The organism is Natronococcus sp. CG52, from assembly GCF_023913515.1.
GTDB lineage: Archaea > Halobacteriota > Halobacteria > Halobacteriales > Natrialbaceae > Natronococcus > Natronococcus zhouii.
In genome coordinates, this window is sequence record NZ_CP099393.1 from 152,485 (window position 1) to 173,937 (window position 21,453).

Below are 21,453 nucleotides of genomic sequence, written 5' to 3' on the forward strand. Positions count from 1 at the left end.
CTCCACGAGAGCGAGATCGCCTGTTGGGTCCACTCGGCCATCGGGACGGAATCACTTCGGGCAATACATTTATGTCAACCGTCCCTTGGAGAGTACATATGAATCAAAGCGCCATTACGAGTGAGGACCGATCTGACTTCAACGGGACCAGGCAGATTCAGCAACGGAACGCCGCTGCCGCGCGCGCGGTCGGCGATATCGTTACGTCGACGCTCGGACCTAACGGGATGGAGAAGATGATCGTGAGTGACAACGGAGAGGTGACGATTACCGGTGATGGATCGACTGTCGTCGAGCAGCTCGCATTCGAAAACCCGTTCGCGAGACTCATCGCGGCGGTTAGCGAGGATCAGCAAGCGGCAGTCGGTGACGGAACGACGACAGCTATCGCGATCACGACCGAGTTGTTGACGAGCGTCGAGACGCTCCTCGAGCAGGGAATCCATCCGACGAATATCGTCGACGGATTCCGGAAAGGGAACAAGGTCGCACAGGAAGCGATTGACGAGTTGTCACACCGGCTGGACCCAAACGACGGACAGATGCTTCGACAAGCAGTCGCCAGTCACCTCACCGGCGTCGTCTTCGGCAACCAACGGACGGACCTTGCGGATCTCATCGCTACCGCCGCCGAAGCCGTCGTCGAGGAAGCAGAGGCTGAACACGCCGACCGCATAGCTATCGATACGAGATCGGGTCAATGGATCGACGATTTCGAACTCCTCTCGGGAGCGGTCATCGAAAAAACGCCGATGCGGCCGAGTATGCCGACCGATCTTGAGTGTGCCGACGTCCTGCTGGTAGACGAACCGCTTGAGGTCGGAGAGATTGAACACGACTCCAACGTTGCGGTCGACACGCTGGATGAGTACGACCAGTATCTCGACTGGGAGGAGCGGGCACAGCGGGGGCAAGTCGACCAGATCCTGGCGACCGGCGCCGACGTCGTGTTCTGTCAGAAGCGAGTCGACGATAGAATCGCCAATCTGCTGTCCGAGGAGGGGGTACTGGTGACTCAGTTCACCGTCAAGCCCGACCTGGAGTTCCTCTCGAAACTACTCGATATCCGGATTGTCGGCGACCTCGCGGACCTCGGCGAGGCGGATCTCGGGCAGGCAAGCATTCGCCGGGACGACGATGCGGGGTTATTCTACGTCGAAAAGACTGATGCGACGGCGAAAACCCTGGTTCTCCGCGGTTCCACGGAGAGCGTCGCTGAGAAGCTCGAAAGCAATGTCGAGGAGGCAGTGGACCTCGCGATACAACTCGCCGTTGAGGGGCGCGTCGTCTCTGGCGCCGGGGCGACGGAGATCGAACTTGCCCGTCGTGTCCGCGATGAAGCTACGCTGAACGACAGTCGGGAACAGATCGCTATGGAGGCCTTCGCCGACGCGCTCGAGCGAGTGCCGAAAGTGCTCGCCCGGAACGCGGGCCTCGATCCCATCGATACGATAACTGATCTCCGTGCCGCCCATGCAAACGGAGAGACGTCGGCGGGGATCGACGTGACCCATGGCGGAACTCTTGATGCGCTCGAAGCGGGCATCGTCGACGTACCGGCGATCAAGTCCGAAGCGATCACGAGCGCAACCGAAGCGGCGAACGTTGTCGTCAGCATCGACGACGTCCTTCCGGCGAGGGAACTCGCCTAGCGACGCTCCGCCACTCATTTCAGTTACACCTCGCGAAAGCGCTATCAGCGGTGCTCGCGGGCGGACGACCCCTCGTAGAAGATCAGGCCAGTCGTCGATGCATGTCCCGGTAATCCGGCTCAGGCCTCCGGCGTCGCCGCGATCGGGATCGAACTGTCGGCGGGGAGTTCACGATTACAGAGCGCTTCGCCAGTCGAGCCGCTGAACAGGTGGATCTTCTCCTCAGGGAACCGCAACAGGACCTCCTCCTCTTCCTCGATATAATACTCACCGGGTACCTTCACGGTCATCTCGGTGCCGGCGAGATCGACGTGCATGTAGTTGATGTCGCCCAGGGGCTCGACGACTCTGACGTCCACCCACACGGTATGGTCGTCCGGCTCGTCGGCGATTTCGATGTCCTCGGGCCTAATGCCGAGGGTAACCCGATCTTCTCCTCGGATGGCGTCGAGACGCGAGCCGGAGAGCGGATAGTCGAAGTCGTCGCCGACCAGACGATCGTCGTCGACGCTCGTCTCGAAGAAGTTCATCGATGGCTCGCCGATGAAGCCGGCTACGAACTTGTTTTCAGGGGTGTAGTAACACTCTAGCGGCGTGCCGACCTGCTGGAGCTCTCCCTCGTTCAGAATCGCGATTTTGTCACCCATCGTCATTGCTTCGGTCTGGTCGTGGGTGACGTATACCGTCGTGATATTGAGCTCATCCTGCAGTTCCTGAAGCTCCGTGCGCATGTGAGCGCGAAGTTTCGCGTCGAGGTTACTTAGGGGCTCGTCGAGGAGGAAGACTTCGGGTTCGCGAACGATTGCGCGGCCCAGGGCGACGCGCTGTTGCTGACCGCCGGACAGCTCGGACGGTTTGTCGCCGAGGAGATCGTCTATCCCCATCATCTGAGCGACGTCCTCAACGCGCTCGTCGACCTCCTCGTCTGGGAGATCGGTCGTCATCTTGAGCCCGAAGCTCATGTTTTCTCGTGCGGTCATGTGCGGATACAGGGCGTAATTCTGGAACACCATCGCGATGTTCCGGTCCTTGGGGCTGAGATCGTTCACGACTCCGCCCCCGATTCGGACTTCTCCGCTACTCACGTTTTCGAGGCCGGCAATCGATCTGAGCGTCGTCGATTTACCACACCCAGACGGGCCGACCAGAACGAGGAAATTCCCCTCCTCGAGCTCAATATTGAGGTTATCCACGCCGACGATCGGATCGTCCGAACTACTCTGATAGATCTTCGCGAGATCCCGGAGTTCCAAGTCTGCCATCGGTGCCTAGAGAATGGCAGATCTAATATAAATAGTTTAGCATAGCACAGATTTTATATATGGGGAATTAGTCTTATTAGCCTGATGGCAACACCCCACAAAGAGCAGCCACGGTTACAACAATTACGTCAGTTTGTAATCGAGGCCAAGTGGTTCACACAGGAGACATGGATTGGGATTGGTCTTGTTGTCCCTGCGACCTTGATGATGACGGTGATCATCGTCTATCCGACGGTACGAGCCATCTGGATTAGTTTTCACTCTCGATCGTTCCTGCAGTTAGATCAGGTACAATGGGTCGGACTTGCGAACTACCAGCAGTTGCTCGAGGACCCCGTCTTCAGTCAGGCACTCCTGCAAACTGTGTTCCTGACAGTCGGGGCGGTCGTGACGATGTACCTGCTCGGGCTCGGGCTCGCGCTATTACTGAAGGAAAATCTACCAGGCTTAGGGCCACTACGGAGCATCTCGATGGTGAGCTGGGTAATCCCGCCCGTCGTCATTGTGATCATCTGGTCGTGGATGCTCGAAGCTGACTACGGCCTGGTCAACTTGATCTCTCAAATGTTTGGGGGCCCGAACAGGTCGTGGTTCGGAACCCAGGCTTGGGCGCTTCCGCTGGTCACCATGCTTCGCGTCTGGAAGGACACTCCCTTCGTCGCGATCGCGCTGATGGCGAGCATGCAGTCCATCCCAGAGGAGTACTACGAGGCGGCCGAGATCGACGGCGCAGGCCGACTCCAGAAGTTCCGCCACATTACTCTGCCGAACATCGCGTACATTTCGATGATCATGATCGTGATCGAGACGATCGCAGCGTTCAACAGCTTCCAGATGATCTACATCGCGACCGGTGGCGGCCCGGTGAACCGGACCGAAGTCCTGGGAACGTACGTCTACCAGCAAGCGTTTCAGGAATACGCCCTCGGTTATGCATCGGCCGTCGGTACCGTGATGTTAGTGCTTCTGACGATCTTCACGGTCGTCTACATCAAACTGGAGGACACGGAATAATGGAAACGAATATGCAACAGAACGACGCGCTAACGGGGAAGAGCTACTAATGGCAGCACCAAGCAAAACCGTTCAAGACGGCAGGACAGGCATTGTTGGCCGATTTGACGCTTTCATCGGCGAAGACAACAGCATCAAGCACGCGCTCGGCGTTTACGGTGCGCTTACACTGTACTTCATCTGGTTTCTCGTCCCGATCCTCTGGCTCGCCCTTTCGACCATCAAACCGGGATCCATTATCCAGGCGGACGAGCTCATAATCATCCCCAGCATCGAACAGATCACGTTCGCCAATTACGAGATGGTGCTAACCAATCCGCAGTTCCAGACGATGTTCTTCAACTCGATCGTCATCTCGGTCAGCACCACCATCCTTACCCTGATAGCCGGTGTCCTCGGGGCCTACTCCCTCAGCCGATTCTCGTATCCGGGTCGGAAATCGCTCCTGATCGCTTTCATGGCGACCAAGATGCTTCCGCCGGCGTTGATCCTCATCCCGTTCTTCATCATGATGTACACGCTGAACCTCGTGAACTCCTACACCGGGATTATCCTGGCGCACTGCGTGCGCGCGCTCCCGCTCGCCCTCTGGCTTCTCAAGGGCTTCTTCGACGATATACCTGAGGCGCTCGACGAGGCGGCGCGAATCGACGGCTGCTCTCACCTCAAGGTGCTCTATCACGTGATCGTCCCGCTCGCGAAGCCCGGCATCGCGGTCGCTGCCTTCTACACCTTCGTGACGTCGTGGAACGATTTCCTGTTCGTGTCCATCCTTTCCCAGGGAGACTCGACTCGGACACTCCCGTTCGGGCTGTACCTCTTCCAGAGCGCCAATACGGTTAACTGGGGAGCGACCCTCACCGCGGCGACCCTTACTGCAATCCCTTCTATCGTCTTCTTCGCACTGGTGCAGAAGTACATCGTTAAGGGGCTCGCGAGCGGCGGCATGCACGGCAGCTAACTCCGCTGCGGCACCAGTTTCGACGCACGAGGTCCCAACAGCCATCGGTCGCCGTCCCGTGTCGTACCATAGGGAACAGAGCACGGACCCCCCTTCTCGCGCCTACAGTTGGATATGCAAGCATCCTCAGCGTGAATAAAGGTCAGTTGTGATAGGCTTCGCCTCGTACCCCGTAGAGATCCCCCGCGATTTGGTAGCCACCGAAGGAGACGCAGAACCGGTCAGTCATCGGCACCGAGTTGGCAGGGTACCGCCGTGAACGCTGATCTCGACGGGTCGGAATAAGTGTACGACTCCATCGCCGAACTGACGTAGTTCCGAAGGACGCCAGGCACGACATCGACCCGAAAACGGATTACGCCAATGTCTCTCCCTCCCGATATAGAAGGCAGAACGACGCAGATTCTGAGACTCGATCAGTTTTCACGCGACCGCTCGAAAACCGCGACGCGGTCCATCTCTTCCATGCTAATCCCGATATCTGATGGTTCGCTGGAGAGGTATTATGAACCCGTGTGCTCGGGTGTATTTCCGCTCCGACCAGCCCCGCCCTGCGTCGACAACGGCGCCAATGGTCCATGTCCTTTTCTTTTTCTCTTCCGGCGATTCCTGGGTCTTGCCTGATTTGCACCGAGAATAAGAGAGGGTGGATGGCCGCTCGGCGAAAACACTCCCCACTCTGCGAGGTCTCCGTAGTTCGTTGAGCAGCTACAGAAGGCGGTAAGTTGGACGCAATATCGTCCCGAAGGGGCGCCGCGCCTCCTCTCTAACGGGCTGGCTACATCTCGTTCGCTTTCTCCGACCAGGCTTCGTGAAGTCTTTCGCCAGCCTCCATGGGATCGATCTCGTCGTACATGACCTTCTGTGAGAGGTCGAACCAGGTCGACGAAACCTGACTGACGCTCCAGAAGCCGTAGGACTTGCCGGTCTCAAAGACGTCTTCGAACCCGGCCCAGTCCGGATTATCCGTGTTTTCGGGGACGGTCCACTCGACGTCCTCGTGAGCGGGGAGATTACCCGGATTCTCCTCGAGGTACGTCTGAATACCCTCGGGCGAGGTGAACGCTTTGATCGCTTTCCAGGCCTCTTCCTTGTTCTTCGAATGACGGTTGACGAAGAGGGGTTTTACCTCGGCATACGTCCCTTTCTCGCCGCCTTCGACGCGCGGGTTGTGCGTCGCTGCGCTGTTCCTGTAGTTCTCTTCCGCCTGTTCGTTCGTGTCCTCGGACGTCTCCATGAGACCGTACACCCAGGGACCAGTGGAGATGGCAGCGTAGTTCCCGTTCATGTACGCGATATCGTGCGCCAGGGAGTCGATGCCCCTTGCGTCCGGATTTGTCGCGGGGGTGTCGGTTGCGAAGAACGGATCGTAGAAATACTCCTTGAACACGATGCCGAAGTCCTCGGCAGTGGCATTGAGCGTAAATCCGTCGCCGTCCGCCTCGAAGACTGAGTCGACACGCTGGAAGAGGAAGGAGAGGAACTCCTGGAGACCACGGGTATTCCCCTTCTGGCTGGTAAGGGTGAATCCGTGCATGTCGTCTTCGTTCTTCGTGATCTCCGCACCCATTTGGATGAAGTCGCTCCACTGGTCCGGGACGTCGAAGCCGTACTTCTCGAAGATGTCCTGGCGATAGACGAATCCGCGGCCGTTCCCGATGTATGGGAGGGCCCAGGTTTCGTTCTGGTGCTTCATCGTATCCAGACCGATGTACCCGTCTTTGTAATCGAGGTCGTCAATACGGTCAGTCAGCGGTTCGATCAGGTCGGCGGAGACGTAGTCTCCCCGGTGATTGGGGGTCGCCTCGACAGCATCCGGAGTACCGGTGTTCGCACCGGTGAGGTACTGCTCTTTGATGCTGTCGTACCGCATGTCGGTGAATTCGACTTCGACGTCCGTCGCGTCCTGGATGAGCTGCTGCGATTGGGGATGGTCCGAATCGGGGTTGTCTCCCCAATATGTGATGCTGTCTCCGCTACCGGATCCATTACCAGTGCAACCTGCGAAACCACCAGCTGCCATGCCAGCCGCCAGTCCCATGTACTTGCGTCTACTGTAGCTTTCGTCTGACATACTTCGTTGGTAACCATGCATAGGCGACACATATAATTTCCCCCTTTTTAACAATAGTACATGTGGTAGAAATACGAACAGTCATTTCCAACTTCCTCGTGCGAAAGAGAAAGAGAGGTGGAACGCAGACCCCCGCGAGGGAGAAACGTCGGGTTCTGATGCTACTGATCGGACGCTAAGGACGCCCACAGATCGGTGTACTTGCGCCGTCGGTAGAGATACACAGTGCAGACTACTGTCGTCGTGACCACCAGCGAGTACACGATAACGAGCGGTGATCCGCTCCCAAACAGGTCGAGTGACGGGGCTACCAACCGTGTCGCAAGTGGGATCGCGAAGCCCACCGCAAAATACCAGAGCCAGTTGGGAGTCCACTCGACTTCTGCGTGTGAGAGGTGCACTGCGTCTCGGAACAGCGCTATGTATGCGAAGAAACTGAACAGCGCCGCTCCCGTGAGGATAAGCCCGCTGCGAAGGCTGAGTGGCGAGGCGTTGGCGGAGAGCACAGTCCAGACCACGTAGACAGTGACCACGATGCCGAGAGCGACGTAGCCGGCGAGGGTCAACCAGTGCCTCTCGTTCATCTGCGGTCGTGAAGTGATACTCGGACCGGGTGTCTGTGTCATTGGTGGAAGACTAGGGCGTGGAATAATAAACGTCTGGTCCGAGGCGGGCAGTAGAGTTATTGGGGCGGTCGGCGACCTGCGATACGGCGATGGAATACACGAAGCTCGGGACGACAGGAACAGAAGTGTCACAACTGTGTTTTGGAACCTGGCGATTCGGAAAGGAGACCGACGGAGTCGTCGAGACGACCCGCGACGAAGCACACGAGCTACTCGATACCTGTTGGGACCTGGGTATCAACTACATCGATACCGCGAACGTTTACGGCGATCCCCAGGGGACGAGTGAGAAGTACATCGGGGAGTGGCTGGAGGACCACGACCGCCAGGATTTTGTCATCGCATCGAAGGTATACAGCGACATGGGCGACAGACCCAACGACAGCGGGCTGGGGCGGAAACACATCCGGGAACAGATCGATGCCACGCTGGAGCGTCTCGGTACGGACTACCTCGACGTCTACTACATCCACCGCTGGGACGAGGAGACTCCCATCGAGGAGACGCTGGCGACGCTGAACGAACTCGTCAAGGAAGGGAAAGTGAACCACCTTGGCGCGAGTATGATGTCCACTTGGAAACTCACGACCGCGCTCTGGGAGAGCGATGTCAACGGCTGGGAACGGTTTGAAGTAACGCAGCCGCGGTTTAACCCCGCTTACCGAGATGATGCCCCGTTTCGGCAGACGCCCGAGTATCCGGTCCACGTCAGCCATTACCTCGAGTTTTGTACAGAGCAGGGGCTGGCCGTCTGTCCCTATTCGCCGCTGGAGGGCGGCTTCCTGACCGGGAAGTACGAGCGCGACGGCGACAATCCAAGCGGATCGCGCGGTGACTTGGAGTTCTGGATCGACCACTTCGGCGACCGCGAGTGGTCGGTGCTCGACGAGATCCGCAGCGTCGCCGAGGAACTCGACGCGACACCGGCTCAGGTCAGCCTCGCATGGATGCTCCGACAGGAGAATCCGTCGGCCGTTCCGATCATCGGGGCCCGAACGCCGGAACAACTGACCGATAGCGCCAAAGCCGTCGATATCACGCTCTCGGACGACCAGTTCGACCGGATCACCGAGGCGTACTGATCCTATCGGGTCACTTCCCGATCAGACGGTCGACACCGTAACTCCCATTAGGGGACTCCGCATACGGGTTGTACATGGTGACTGAGCAAGCGACTCAGGAGAAAATGGAGCGTATCAGTGTCGGCTTCAGGACTCGCTGGTTGAACGACGAACGGCTCCGGTTTATGTCACAGATCGGCGTCGAGGACATCTTCGTCGACGTCGTCTCACCAGGATACGAGGCGGACGCGTTCCCCGACGACCTCGACACTGACGGGGCGAGACATCTCAAGCTATCGCCGGATTCGATCCCCTCGGTCGAACGACTGACCGAGTTGAAGGAACTGTTCGACAGCTTTGGTCTTCGGTTCGCCGGCATTCACTCCCTGCATTACGGGATGTACGGCGACATCATGTTCGACCGAGACGGGCGTGACGAGCAGGTCGAGGCTATCGCGACCCTGATCGAACGACTGGGCCAGGCTGGTATCGACACGCTTGGATATCAGTGGAATCCGCGAGGGGTCGTCCCTATGCGAACCGAGATGGATGCCACTGTGCGAGGCGGTGCAAAAGCGACGCGCTGGAACGAGGAAGATCTCGGCACCATTGATACGCCGCCGGGTGAGCTCGAACGAACGTACACGGAGGTGGAGTGCTGGGAGAACTACGAGCAGTTCCTCGAAGAGATCATACCGATAGCCGAAGACGCGGGCGTTCAGATGGCGCTTCACCCCGCAGATCCCCCGGTATACGAGGAGATCGGCGGCGTCCCGAGACTGTTCCGCAACGTCGAAAGTTTCGAGCGCGCAATGTCGAGTGTTCCCAGCGATGCCCACGGGCTGAAGCTCTGCCTTGGCTGTTTCTCCGAGATGGGCGAAGACGTGCCCGACGTGATCCGGCAGTTCGGAGACAATATCATGTTCGTTCACTTTCGCGACGTCATCGGAACCGTCCCGGAGTTCACCGAGACGTTCCTCGACGAGGGGAACTTCGATCCGCAGGAGGCCATGGGGGCGCTCCAGGGGATCGGATTCAAGGGCCCGGTATTACTTGACCACGTCCCACACATTGAGGGCGACACGGAATGGCGCCATCGGTCGCGTTCGTACGGTGCGGGCTATCTTCGCTGTCTCATCGACACCTGCGAGCGGTCGTAGTTACTCCGGTCCGGATCCCCGCTGGTCCAGTCAGCAAACGGGTGCCCCCGTCTCGAAGACGGTCGGCCATACGCCGTCCGGATAGAGAACAGAGAGACCGCTGCACCGCCGGAGTGGCCCATGATCCCGATCCGATCGGACTGCTGCTCGATGAAGCCGACGAGGTGCAGCACGTCCCAGGCCCGTTCACCGCCAGTGTCCGACCGAACAGTTGACCGACTTTCTGCAGTCGCGTACACGCCCGATACCCGCCGGCTTCGAGTTCCGGCCCGGCGAGTTCGCCGAATGCACGCATATCCGGTGCGAGGGCTGCATACCCACGCTTTACCGCTTGGCGAGCGAAATCCCGCTACTTCTCGGCAATTTCCGTCCGATCATCGCCGACGACGCCAACAGTAAGTGCTTTCCCGTCCTCACAATGCCAGTGAACCGTGAGGACGACGGAATACGGCAGGTCGGCCGCGTCCGAGATAAGGAGATAGAACGGGATACGAAACCCGGGTTCCGTTCGGATGTGCCATTTCCGACGCTCGTAGCCGGATTTCGCTTCGGTCTCGAGACGTTCTGGCTCGAGATCGTACGACCCAGCCGCCCGAATCGCAGGAAAGCCGAGTACCGTCGCCAATTCCCGTCGCACGGCGTCCTGCCAGGATGCAAACTCGGTCCCGGTTTGACCGTCGTATCTGTACTCGCACGGGGACGCTCGACGAAGCTGCTCAAGGTACTGTTGAAACCCATGGTGATCTGCGATTCCTATATTTCCTCAAATACGAGAACTCACTCACCAATTGCTCTTTGGCCCGATATTGGGCTCTCAATCAACTATCTGTGGTCCCGGGAGACTTCGGTAAGCGATGGATTTATACTATTCGGGAAATATTCAAATTCTATGTCATTGTCAGCCGACAAGGTACGGGAACGTCTCCGTGGCGTTGCCGTTGGCTTACTGACGCCGTTCGACAACGACCTCGAAATCAAACACGAGGAGATCGCGGAGAACGCTCAGGAGCTGTATGAGGATGGGATCCGAACGTTTCTGGCGACCGCGAACATCAGCGAGTACCACTCGCTCTCGGTGAGCGAGCGCGTCGACGTGGCCGAGACGAGCTTGGAAGCACTTCCCTCGGACGCCTGTGTCCTGGCCGGCGTCGGCGGCAGCACCCCGGACGCTCAGGAATTGATCCGCGCGTATGATCGCATCGACGTCGATGCGATGATGATCATGCCGCCGGACCACACCTATCTCCACGAGCAGGGGTTATTAGAGTACTACCGGGACCTCTCCTCTGTCACCGAGACACCGCTCGTCCCGTACGTCCGTGGCTTCGATCCGTCCGTCGACTACCTCACCAGCCTCACCCGAATCGAGGGCGTCGTCGGGATCAAGTACGCGCTGAAGGACCCGGTTAAACTCGGCGCGGCCGTCGCCGCCGGCGACGACGACGTCGTCTGGGTCAACGGCCTCGCAGAACCGTTCGCCGTCTCCTTCTGGGCTGAGGGCGCGGAGGGGTTCTCTGCGGGCGTCAGCAACTTCCGACCGGAAATCGGGCTCGAACTGTTCGACGCGCTCTCGGAAGGTAACTGGGAGAGCGCCAGCAAACTCCGGAATATCTGCCTACCATACCAGAACTTCCGGGACGAGACCGGGCAGGAAAACGAGATCGAAGGCGCGATCAGCGTCTCGGCGGTCAAAAAGGGACTCGAACTCGCCGGACTCAACGGCGGCAATGTGCGAGAGCCGATCCGGCCGCTTGCCCCCGAGGAGGAGCAAAAAGCCGAACGGCTGTATAAACAACTTGAGGACGACATCGAATCCCTCATTGAGTAATCGCGTCGTCCGGCTGTGATTCCGGGCAACAGCCGGATGGCAGCCATCTTTCCGATTACTTCCTTTTGCGCGAACCATCGATACAGTAGTTTACGCAGGGCCTCCGTCGCGACTGTGTCGAAAAACTGGAGTGTAGTAGCTGTTATGTAGCTGCTGGCCAAGCCGTGAGAGGGAATTATATCGACGATGTGTTCCCTTGATGGGAACGAGTTTTGATACGGTCGTGCGATCGTTTCCGATCGACGCTCACAGTATTTCGATCGTACAAATCCTCGAGGATGCGAAAGAGGCAGCACATTGTCCCACCATACTGTCGCACGTGCCTCCAGATCGGTACCGCGTCGTCACATCGATTCGTGATGTTCGACGAATCGACGCCAATCACCGTGAACTCGAGAGAACGCAGGCGTCGATTTTGGTTCGGCTTTCGGGAATCGCCGGGTAAATGATTCTATTCCCAGAAATAACGGTTATCAACTCGAACTGAGGGGGAGAGCAACAGTAATTTCCAGTCCTGACACATACGGATTGTCACATACTCACGCGTAACAAGGCATATTACAGATGTACAGTTGTAATTGTTCGCGGTGAGAGAATTAATCTCGCCCTCAACCGATCCGCGTCGTGAAAGATGAACGGTGAAGACCACGATATCACCGCTGACGTGTCTGAACGCAACAAACCGACGTATAAGGACAATCCGGTCGAATTCTTCGCCGTCCCCAATTCAGGCAATGATTCACGCGGTAATTCAACTTCAAGTCCAGCTGCTGTGGTCAGTTCAAACTCGCCTGGCAGGAACGCGACTGGGAGGCGCGCGAAATCGGCCGCGGCCTCGTCTCGGCCGACGTCGCCGCGGAAATCAAGGTAGCGACGTCTGTTCCCGGTTCGACGAAAGAAAGTAGCCCCAAGGATGAGGAATGGTGACTCGGCGTGCCGGGCAGTCACCTCCCGACAGGAGCGAGACACACCCTCAAGGAAATCGGCTACGGCGACTGGATTGTGCTCGAAACCGCGGCGCCAACTGATCTGCTGTTGGATGCTGAGACGAACCTACAGCGGGCGCGGAGCTTTTTTCATAATTGGCCTGAATGGTTTCGAGTTCATTACCTCGCGCTCACGTTCTGCCAACGTATCACCTCGCATAAACTCGTACTCATTCACACCGAACCCAACGCTTCACGAGTGATGCCACTCGAACTGCTCTCGAGTCCCCATTTTGGGAATCCGTGCGGAAGCCTATTTCTTAGGCCCAGTCTTTCCAAATAGAAGCGGCGGTATCCTTAGAGGAAATCGAAATAAATATTTCCTGTCACCAAATTTTCTTGTGCTATCGTTCTACACCATCTGTATGGAGCCAGAAATAACCCGGGTTGAAGCTATCGAGTTCAACTATCCGATCAAAAATGTTGGAACCGATGGAGAAGGATTCAACGGCTCTGTTGAATCGCTGTAAGGCGGTGGATTTCACTGTTTGATGGCACGCTTGATGTTGTAGACGACACACATCAGAGCGATTTCACGGAACTCTCGACACCAGCCACGCGCTCGCACAGCGTAGCCGAGCGAGCGCTTGACGGCTGAGTTGACGGTTTCGGTCATTGACCGCTGAGCGTACCGGTCTTCGTCAATTCGGGCGTTGTGTGCGTGATCGTACGGTGCGAAGATTCGGTGTTTGATCAGTGTGTGAATGTCGAGTTCACGGAGCCGTTCGCGGAGTTGTTGCTTGTCATAGCCCTTCTCAGCGGCCAGTGACCGCAGATCGCCCGCGTTCCGGCGGGCGATCTGCTCACAGAGATCCGCGTCACTGCCGTCTAACGTCGTCGAATAGTGAAGATCGAGCACAGTTTGCGTTGCTGTATCGACGAGTTTTGTGACCTTGAGCGTTTGAACGCGGTAATTCGTTCGTTGGCAGTAGTGGCGGCTCGCACGATCTCGTTCGTAGAATGTGTCGTCGATAGCAGCGTGTTCGGATGAATCGTGTAGCTGCGCCGACTGGCGCAGCAACACTCGACAGACGCTCATCTCGATCCGGTCAAACGCCTTACACAGGGTGGAAGGTGCGGGGAGATCGGCCGCATTGAGGCCGATCTCGCCTGTTATTTGCGGCATTTCCTTCAGCAGATCGATGGTCATTCGGTAGGTGGCATCGAGGTAAATCCGGAGACAGTGCAGCGAAACGAGGGCATAGTCGGCGAATCCGCCGCCACCGCTCGGGGCGGCGGATTCGCCTCGTTCACCCGTAACTCTTTGTGCAATCGAGACGGTCGTGTTTAGTTTGTAGCATTGTGCCAGACGGCGAAGGCTTGGAGCCACGATTCTGCGGTCGTTGGTCTCGCGTGGTTGAAACAGTTTGAGAAGGAAGAGGTTCGGCGTTTTACCTCCCGAAAGATACGTTCAACAGCGTTCCGATTTCCGTGTTTCTCGTATCGAAATCGGAGCCCACGTCGCCGGAGTGCTGTCTGAAGATGGTGTGCTCCATCGACGAGAAACACGGTGTTGGAGAGATCATGTTTCTCAGCTAGTTCCCGCAGAAAGATCTCTGTCACAGCGGTCGTAGTCGTCGAAAATAGCCGTATATGGAGCAATTCGTTCGTTTCGGGATTGACCGCAGCGTACAGCCAGTACTGCTGATCGCCGATCCGAATCACGGTCTCGTCGAGCGCGACGTGATTCGGAGAGACCCTATCAGTCGGCTGGAGATCGCACTTGTGCACCCAGTCGTGGACTGCTTTCCATGATCGTTCGACACCGAACTTCTCTAATTCTCGAACGGTATTCGAAAGCGAGAGGCCAGCCAAATGGAGTCGAATACCGAGCTCCATCAGCTGACGCGGTGTCCGCTCTCGCTCCACAAAACTCAAATCGATCCAGTCGCTACACCCGCTGAGGCGGTCGATTTTTGGCATGGACACCATGAAATCGTGCCGCCTCACTTTTCACGCTTAACTAAACACCGCCATCGAGACACAACGCTCGGTGAAGCGGGAGATTTGCGTCATGGACAACTAAATTCTCCCGCTTCAACTCCTTTGATTTACTGACCTTCCCCTACGCCGTCTAGTGATTCAACGCAGCCGATTCAACCTAGTGTACGAACCGGAATCGACCCTCGAGAGTTCTACGCTAGCGATCAAGGTTCATACGAATACAGACGTTACTGGTGAGTACGTCCTCGTCACTTCGACCGCACCCGACCAGATCGCCTCATACGCGAAGTATCTCGTCGGGAAAAATCCACTACGACGCGAACGACATTGGAGTGAGATCAAACGCGGCCTACGAAAGTATGACCGGATGGGGATCGGTCCGCTTGATATCGCTCTCTGGGATTTCGCCGGAAAGCACTACGATGCACCAATTCACGAATTGCTCGGAACGTACCGAAAACAGATCCCCCACTTACGCTTCAACGTACCACGCCGACGATAACGGCGGACTCAACTCGCCCGAAGCTTACGCCGACTTCGCCGAGCAGTGTCACGAGATGGGATACGAGGGATTCAAGATCCACGGCTGGGGAGGCAGCGACGAGCAGCGGGACATCGACCGCGAGATCAAGACGGTCCACGAGGTCGGTGATTGAGTCGGCGACGAAATGGGCCTCATGCTCGACCCCGCCTGCGAGTACGAGACGTTCGGCGACGCGGTGAAGGTCGGAAAGGCCTGTGACGAACAGGACTTCTTCTGGTACGAGGATTCGTATCGGGACGGGGGGAATCTCACAGCACACCGACCGAAAACTACGGGAGTCAATCAATACGCCGTTGCTCTTGACAGAACACATCCGCGGACTGGAACCGTTTACCGATTTCATCGTAACGAAGCGACAGATTTTATTAGAGCTGATCCGGAGTACGACGGAGGGATCACCGGTGCGATCAAGCGAGCCCGGATCGCCGAAGGATTCGGCCTCGACGTCGAAATTCACGCACCTGGTCCTGCCCACCGTCACTGCATTGCAGCGATGCGAAACGCTAACTATTACGAGGTTGCTCTCGTCCACCCTGACTGTCAGAATACGCAGCCGCCGATTTACCGGTGTGGATACTCTGACATGGTCGACACTATTAACGACGAAGGATACGTCGAAGTACCTGACGGACTCGGGCCCGGGGTCGAATATGATTGGGAGTACATCGAAGAAATGCAGGCTGGTTCGGTTCGCGTTTACGAATAAAATGACGTATCGTACAGGAATCATCGGCACGGGTGGTATCGCCGGAATGGGAATCCTCGGTATGCACAATGAGGTCAAGATCGGCCGGGAAAATCCGAGCCAGTTACGCCGGCGGGTTTGAGGCGCAGGACGAGATTGAGCTTGTCACGGCTGCTGACGTCGACGAAGAGAAACTCGAACGGTTCGGAACGGCATGGAACATCCCCGCCGAACGCCGATACGTCGGACACGAGGCAATGCTCGCGACCGAAGAGCTGGACATTGTGTCGGTGTGTACTCCGTCGTACTTACACCACGAGCACGTTATCGACGCAGCGAGGTCGAAAGCCGATCCCGATCTTATCTGGTGTGGAAAGCTGATCGCCTCACGGGTCAGCGCCGCAGAGGAAATGACGTCGGCATGTGTAGAGAACGATATCGAACTGCTTGTCAACCACTCGTTCCGGTTTACCGACAAACAGCGGTAGCTCAAGCGGCTTATTTAGGAGGAGAAGCTCCTCGGTGAGATTCAGTCAGTCAGCACGCAGTTTCGCATGGAACCTCTGAGGAACTCGATACATCTGATCGACACGTTGGTGTACCTCCTGAATGCGCGAGCCAAAAATCATTTCGAGTCACATTACCGGCGAAAACGAGGCCGTCGATAGTCTCAATGCTAACCAAACCGTCGACGACGCTGGCGGAAGCGGTTTCGTCGTGATAGACGATAGCACGTTCGTCACCGTCGACTGTACGATCCCACGGGAGTAGTCGTCAATGACGATCTCGATCATCGGATCGAACAGCAAACTCTACCGGAACAACGACGACGGAGAGTGGCGGTACTGGCGACTCGCAGATGATGGAACTCACGTCGAGGAGACTCTTCCCGGCATTGAGGGAGCCTGGACTTGGGAAGACGATTACAGGGGGGCGTTTAGTAACGCTGCTTCCCACATCGTCGACGTGCTGGACGGACGTGCCGAAAACGCGTCGCCCGGCGAAGAAGCGACCCGAAGTCTCGAGATCATCATCGCCTTCTACCTCTCGCACCACACGAACGGACAGATCGACGTGCCGCTCGCGAGGCCGCTTCGTAACGTGCGCGTCACGTCTTGGTAGTCCGGACGGGACGCGTTTACTTCGGGGACCGGGCGAGTGATTCCTCTCGCAGTCAATACCTACCCAAAAGTGACAGTTCACAGCGTATTTCCTATCATCTACCGAGAATATGCATACTCTCGGCAAGTACGCCAGTACATCGGTCTCGCCACACCTAACATTGTCGTTTTTCGGAGCAGAGCACACAAATATCCAGCGAAGGTTGTGCGGATGCACTTCAGTCGCGCCTTCCGGAATACGATCTCGAGTTAGCGTCGACGCCACAGGAAGAGAGAATTGATCGAACATGCACCGATTGCGACCGGGCTCAACATCGATACGGAGCTGTTCTCCAGTGCGTCTTCTCTCGAGCTATTTGCCGGTGCCTCTGCAGGCGTGGGGTACCTCCCCTGGAAACACTCGCAAAGAACGGCGCCTCGGTGACAAACGTCTCTGGGATCTACGCGCCGAATATTGCCGAGCACGTCTTCGGAAATCTACTCGTGTTCGCCCGACGGCTCCACGAAGGATGGCGTCGTCAGCACAACAACGAGTGGCGCCGTTTCCCGGCACGTGAACTCAACGGGAGTACAGTGACCGTCGTTGGGATCTCTTCGGGTTGCGAAAGGTCTGCCGCTATCCCGATGACATCTCCGTCGCCGATTTTGTCGAGTTCTGCAGCTGTCACTTCTACGTCGGATTCGGTCCGTGAGTTCACGACGACATCCGCGTTCGCCTCGGCGAACGCTTTGACGATACCGTAACCGATACCACGGGTTGGTCCGGTGACGATGGCGCTCTCTCCTCGATACTCGTATGTTGTGCTTCCAATCATATCGAATACTGTTAATGACATACTTATATAGATATACGGTCACGTCGTTACGATCGACTTCGAGTACCGATTATAGGCCGTGATTCTGAGACGCGGACAGATACCTCGCTTCCAAGAAACGATCATGCCTGGCCGATAGCGACGATACTGGACCTATATCTATCGCGCCTCCGGCATCGACGCCGTACAGGCTGACGCACATGGCGGAACGCGCGTATATTTACACTGCACGGCGCTCGGAAAAGCGATTCTTGCTTACCTTCCCGAAGAACGAGTCGACGCGATCATTGACCGACATGGTTTACAGAGAGTAGGATAACGGGCCGGGACGAACTTCACGCGGAACTTGCCGACGTTCGGAAGCGCGGAATCGCCTTTGTCCGAAAAAGAGCGCGTCAACGGGCTTCGGTGTGCAGCGGCACCGATTTGTAGCAATACCGGTCGGGTCTTTGGGGGCGATTTCGCTATCCGGTCCGACGACGCGAATCACGGTGAGCACCTCGAAGAACGAATACTTTCCCTGCTAGAGCGACGAACATTATTGAACTCAATATCGCGTACTCCTAGCGGTTTCGGTGACCCGAGCGCAAACGGTCCCTTTGAGAACGAACGCGTCCTGTAGGGATTTTGGGCTGGCTTCGTAATGCTACAGGCGTGGACGTTACTACTGTTCTGGATCTAGCATCTGAACTGGATGTACCGGCCGGCGTTCGAGCAGCGCGTCCAGCTGCTCGTGACACGAGGTCCCCGAGGCGACGACCAGTCGGTCGCCCGTCTCGGGGGTGGTGAACTGTTCCTGTAACCGCTTCCTGATTTCCATACTCAGATCGTAGTACTCGCGCTTATAGCCGAAGCTGCCGGTCATCCCGCAGTACTCGACGTCTGAGGTCTCAACATCGTATCCCAGTCGCTCGAGCACCGCGGTTGTGTGTGCCTCGAGGCCGAGGGTACGCTGCTGGCAGTGGCTATGGTAGGCCAGCCGCTCGTCACCCGTCCGGAGGGAATCCGCGTCTCCATCGTTCTTGAGCAGGCCTAGACGTACTCGAGGGTCTCGTAGCTCCCTTCAGAAATTGCCTCGTAGTCGGCCGGCGTGAGGGGCTTCTCGTAGTCGCCACGGAACATCGCCAGGTCGCCGGGCTCGATCACGACGGCGTAGTCCCCGCTCTCAAGGAATGGACGGAGCGTCTCGACAACCGATTCGGCCTTCCGTTCCGCCGTCGCGATCATGCACTGAGAGAGTGGTGCACGGCCGCTTCCCGGAATATCGGGAATCCCGACGGCGACGCCGAGAGATTCAAGGACGCGAACGGCGGCTTTTCCGCGGTCGACCTGAACGTGGTACGTGTAGATGTCAGGGTAGAGGACCGCGGTCCGGTCGGCCTCGGCCGGGTCGACCTGAGAATTATGATATCAGGTCTCATGTGGTGGATGCGTTCTATTATTGTGAACAATGTCCATCTTCCCGGTCAGTGATCGCGGGAAAAGCAGTTGATATAGGTTTACAAACATACTATTGTAAAAATTGGGATAGTGTACCGTTCATTCATTCTGAACAGGATGGAGAAAACAGACCGCACATCTGACCACCATCTTCACACGGCTGCCACGACCAGTGCGAAGTCAAACCGTTCAAACACTCGGCAGGTATCAGCGAATGGTTTCAATGAATCCGTGATTTCCCCTTACTATATCCGCTCAACTGAGCACGCAGTTACCCAACGTGCGATCGAGACAGTAGTGTAAAAGCAGTTAGGATACCACTCGGTAATACTGGTCTAATTTACTACCACATCCGGGACACGAAGAGCCAGTTTCCTCACTCAAGGTGATGTTTGCAAAATCATCTCCACAGTTTTGGCATCCGTAGAGACCACACGGATGTGGTTTGAGCCAGTTGTAGAGTCGATCTAGGGCCATAAGACCCAATCCACCCTGGACTATAATAAATTATTGGGAAGGAACTGTCTGGATTAGCTAGAAGTATACTTGGCATTGTTCAGATTAGCCGATTCCAGCAGTAGGCGTAGTCTTGCAACCATATTTTGGCAATGTCTGGATCGGTATTTTTGAAGTAGTTTCTAAACTAGCAAACGGCATTTTCGATGTCGTATTCCTCGACGAGCTCAGTGAGAAAGATCAAGGAAATGCCTTCGTTTCTGGTCACAAAGAGCCAGATAAGCAGGAATTCGATAGTGCTGGGATTGACAGGCGGCGTACAGCCAATAGCGTTGATCATCGAGTGAAGTCACAGTCTCGCCGATTGCAGCGTGACCGGACTCCGTTCAGCGGCCGGCTGTAAATCCGTCTTTTCTCCCCAATTATGTACAGTGGATCGAGCCCGTTCGACACTTAAGTTCTTCAAGACAGAAACGGTATCAAAAGTGATAGTCTTTGAAAGTGGTGGATATTGAGTCACATCAGCTCGTGCGGTGTCGCTAGCGTAGACGTGGAAACTGTTGTTCCACGCTCGGCTTCAGAGTCAGAAAGGCAGTCAGTATCGTCTTCGTCACCGAAGTAGGGCCACAGATGAAGGTCTGTGTAAACCTCTACCTGCTTGGAAACCACGTCAAAAATGTCTTTGCAGAGGAACATGCTGGCGATTCATTCGATCTATTTGAGCTTGAACTTCATTCGGAGATGATACAAGACCGTGTTCCGATACGGAGAGTCCTCGCTTGCGTCACATAACGTCGAAACTGAAGCCCCATTAGCGCTGGCGCCGACGAGGACCTCATAAGGGCAGTTCCGTCGATCTCGGGGAAGACACCGAGATTGAGTTCTACATCGAGACTGTCGACAAGACAGTTAAGATGTTGATTCTTGTGGATTTCACCATCTGCTTGTTTAGTCTTAGCCACACTTTCAGCAAGCAGCCATCTCAACTACCTGTGCACCGGCAACTGAAAAGTATAGGAATGTTATTATATCTTCAGTTCCATAATTGCCATGTAGGAAGGCACCGATACTCAGGGTATGGAACGAGCTCTCGTAGTAATCGAGCCATCGCAGAAAGGACGCGAATTGACGAGAATTGCGGGCGAATTCGCCGAAGGATTGGGTGGCGAGTTAATCATCATACACGCGTTAGATGAGTCGAAATACCAGGAAGAAATTCAACGAAAGGGCCATTCTGGTGCCGAAATCAAATCAGAGAGCGATCTAATCGAGGAAGCGAGCAACACAGCAGAAGAAATCGCCACTGATGCCCTTAAGAACTATGACGTCTCGTACACCGCAGAGGGGATGGTCGGTTCCTTGCCCAACGATTTGCTTGACTTGGCAACCGAGCAAAACTGTGATCACGTGTTTATTACTGGTGAACAACGATCACCAACGGGAAAGGCAGTTTTCGGAGACATCTCTCAGAAAATACTGTTGAACTTTGATGGCCCGGTAACGACGCTTATAGCGTACGACGAGTAGCCGCTAACAACCTGTTCGGACGGATTATCAGTGGCCACTTCAAGAGTCGTCTCACGGACTGTTGTATTCACTGAATGGGCAGTCGGCACGGTCTCGAGCATAGTAGTCGAGATCGAGTTGCTCGTCTTCGGCAATTAAAAGACTGTGCTGTTCTCCTGTACTCCTCGACGCAACTCGTCGGATCTGCTGTAATCGGTAGAGACGGTCTCTAATCTCGCATGTATCAGGCCGTGAGAGCGACGGAAACGACGCGAACGAAGAGGACAGTGCTTTGCTGCTACTTCGTCGTCCTAATTG

16 protein-coding genes and 2 pseudogenes are annotated in these 21,453 nt (G+C 56.3%); 11 read left to right on the top strand and 7 right to left on the bottom strand.

Annotated elements, in window-relative coordinates; translation table 11 throughout:
* The first annotated feature begins 71 nt into the window (after positions 1–71).
* Positions 72–1,652, top strand: a complete 1,581-nt coding sequence (thsB, locus tag NED97_RS22090) for a thermosome subunit beta (RefSeq protein WP_252491187.1) — start codon at positions 72–74, stop codon at positions 1,650–1,652.
* Between the two features lie 119 nt (positions 1,653–1,771).
* Here thsB and NED97_RS22095 read toward each other — a convergent pair whose 3' ends face one another.
* The gene (locus NED97_RS22095; protein ID WP_252491188.1) at positions 1,772–2,914 is read right to left on the bottom strand and encodes an ABC transporter ATP-binding protein; all 1,143 of its coding nucleotides are present in this window, start codon (positions 2,912–2,914) and stop codon (positions 1,772–1,774) included.
* Positions 2,915–2,998: 84 nt separating this feature from the next.
* On the opposite strand from NED97_RS22095, the gene NED97_RS22100 reads away from it, so the two are divergent.
* Both NED97_RS22100 and NED97_RS22105 read left to right on the top strand, forming a co-directional pair.
* Positions 2,999–3,928, top strand: a complete 930-nt coding sequence (locus tag NED97_RS22100) for a carbohydrate ABC transporter permease (RefSeq protein ID WP_252491189.1) — start codon at positions 2,999–3,001, stop codon at positions 3,926–3,928.
* Positions 3,929–3,977: 49 nt separating this feature from the next.
* Positions 3,978–4,889: a carbohydrate ABC transporter permease gene (locus NED97_RS22105; RefSeq protein ID WP_252491190.1), complete on the top strand. Its 912-nt coding sequence runs from the start codon at positions 3,978–3,980 to the stop codon at positions 4,887–4,889.
* A 778-nt stretch (positions 4,890–5,667) separates the two neighbouring features.
* Here the strand turns inward: NED97_RS22105 and NED97_RS22110 are convergent.
* Both NED97_RS22110 and NED97_RS22115 read right to left on the bottom strand, forming a co-directional pair.
* Positions 5,668–6,963 (bottom strand): extracellular solute-binding protein, encoded by a 1,296-nt coding sequence (locus NED97_RS22110; protein ID WP_252491191.1) that lies wholly within the window; start codon positions 6,961–6,963, stop codon positions 5,668–5,670.
* Between the two features lie 161 nt (positions 6,964–7,124).
* Entirely contained in the window at positions 7,125–7,589 is a 465-nt protein-coding gene (locus tag NED97_RS22115) for a hypothetical protein (RefSeq protein WP_252491192.1), read from the bottom strand.
* A gap of 89 nt (positions 7,590–7,678) precedes the next feature.
* Between NED97_RS22115 and NED97_RS22120 the strand changes: the two genes are divergently transcribed.
* The 3 genes from NED97_RS22120 to NED97_RS22130 all read left to right on the top strand — a co-directional run bounded on the left by NED97_RS22120 (position 7,679) and on the right by NED97_RS22130 (position 11,638).
* On the top strand, positions 7,679–8,671 hold the full coding sequence (locus tag NED97_RS22120) for an aldo/keto reductase (RefSeq protein WP_252491193.1): 993 nt from the start codon (positions 7,679–7,681) through the stop codon (positions 8,669–8,671).
* Positions 8,672–8,775: 104 nt separating this feature from the next.
* Positions 8,776–9,810, top strand: coding sequence for a mannonate dehydratase (locus NED97_RS22125; protein ID WP_252491194.1), 1,035 nt, complete (start codon positions 8,776–8,778; stop codon positions 9,808–9,810).
* 889 nt (positions 9,811–10,699) lie between these two features.
* Positions 10,700–11,638 (top strand): dihydrodipicolinate synthase family protein, encoded by a 939-nt coding sequence (locus tag NED97_RS22130; protein ID WP_252491217.1) that lies wholly within the window; start codon positions 10,700–10,702, stop codon positions 11,636–11,638.
* A 1,467-nt stretch (positions 11,639–13,105) separates the two neighbouring features.
* On the opposite strand, the gene NED97_RS22135 is transcribed toward NED97_RS22130, so the two are convergent.
* Complete coding sequence (locus tag NED97_RS22135; protein WP_252491218.1) at positions 13,106–13,933, bottom strand: IS5 family transposase; 828 nt, start codon at positions 13,931–13,933, stop codon at positions 13,106–13,108.
* Positions 13,912–14,547 carry an IS6 family transposase gene (locus tag NED97_RS22140; RefSeq protein WP_252491195.1) on the bottom strand — a complete coding sequence of 212 codons (636 nt, stop codon included), beginning with the start codon at positions 14,545–14,547 and terminating at the stop codon, positions 13,912–13,914. The genes NED97_RS22135 and NED97_RS22140 overlap by 22 nt, the downstream gene beginning before the upstream one ends.
* A gap of 181 nt (positions 14,548–14,728) precedes the next feature.
* On the opposite strand from NED97_RS22140, the gene NED97_RS22145 reads away from it, so the two are divergent.
* From NED97_RS22145 to NED97_RS22155, 3 genes and pseudogenes are all read left to right on the top strand, one after another.
* Complete coding sequence (locus NED97_RS22145; protein WP_252491196.1) at positions 14,729–15,070, top strand: enolase-like domain-containing protein; 342 nt, start codon at positions 14,729–14,731, stop codon at positions 15,068–15,070.
* A 166-nt stretch (positions 15,071–15,236) separates the two neighbouring features.
* A complete protein-coding gene (locus NED97_RS22150) occupies positions 15,237–15,818 on the top strand; it encodes an enolase C-terminal domain-like protein (protein WP_252491197.1) in 582 nt (193 codons plus the stop codon).
* A gap of 1 nt (position 15,819) precedes the next feature.
* Positions 15,820–16,919: pseudogene (locus tag NED97_RS22155) on the top strand (Gfo/Idh/MocA family protein).
* 517 nt (positions 16,920–17,436) lie between these two features.
* Here the strand turns inward: NED97_RS22155 and NED97_RS22160 are convergent.
* A complete protein-coding gene (locus NED97_RS22160; protein ID WP_252491198.1) occupies positions 17,437–17,733 on the bottom strand; it encodes an SDR family NAD(P)-dependent oxidoreductase in 297 nt (98 codons plus the stop codon).
* 175 nt (positions 17,734–17,908) lie between these two features.
* On the opposite strand from NED97_RS22160, the gene NED97_RS22165 reads away from it, so the two are divergent.
* A complete protein-coding gene (locus NED97_RS22165; protein ID WP_252491219.1) occupies positions 17,909–18,052 on the top strand; it encodes an IclR family transcriptional regulator C-terminal domain-containing protein in 144 nt (47 codons plus the stop codon).
* Between the two features lie 345 nt (positions 18,053–18,397).
* Here the strand turns inward: NED97_RS22165 and NED97_RS22170 are convergent.
* A pseudogene (locus tag NED97_RS22170) lies at positions 18,398–19,131 on the bottom strand ((Fe-S)-binding protein); the annotation flags it as partial.
* A gap of 1,575 nt (positions 19,132–20,706) precedes the next feature.
* Here NED97_RS22170 and NED97_RS22180 point away from each other — a divergent pair.
* Positions 20,707–21,156 (top strand): universal stress protein, encoded by a 450-nt coding sequence (locus NED97_RS22180; RefSeq protein ID WP_252491199.1) that lies wholly within the window; start codon positions 20,707–20,709, stop codon positions 21,154–21,156.
* Positions 21,157–21,453 lie beyond the last annotated feature (297 nt).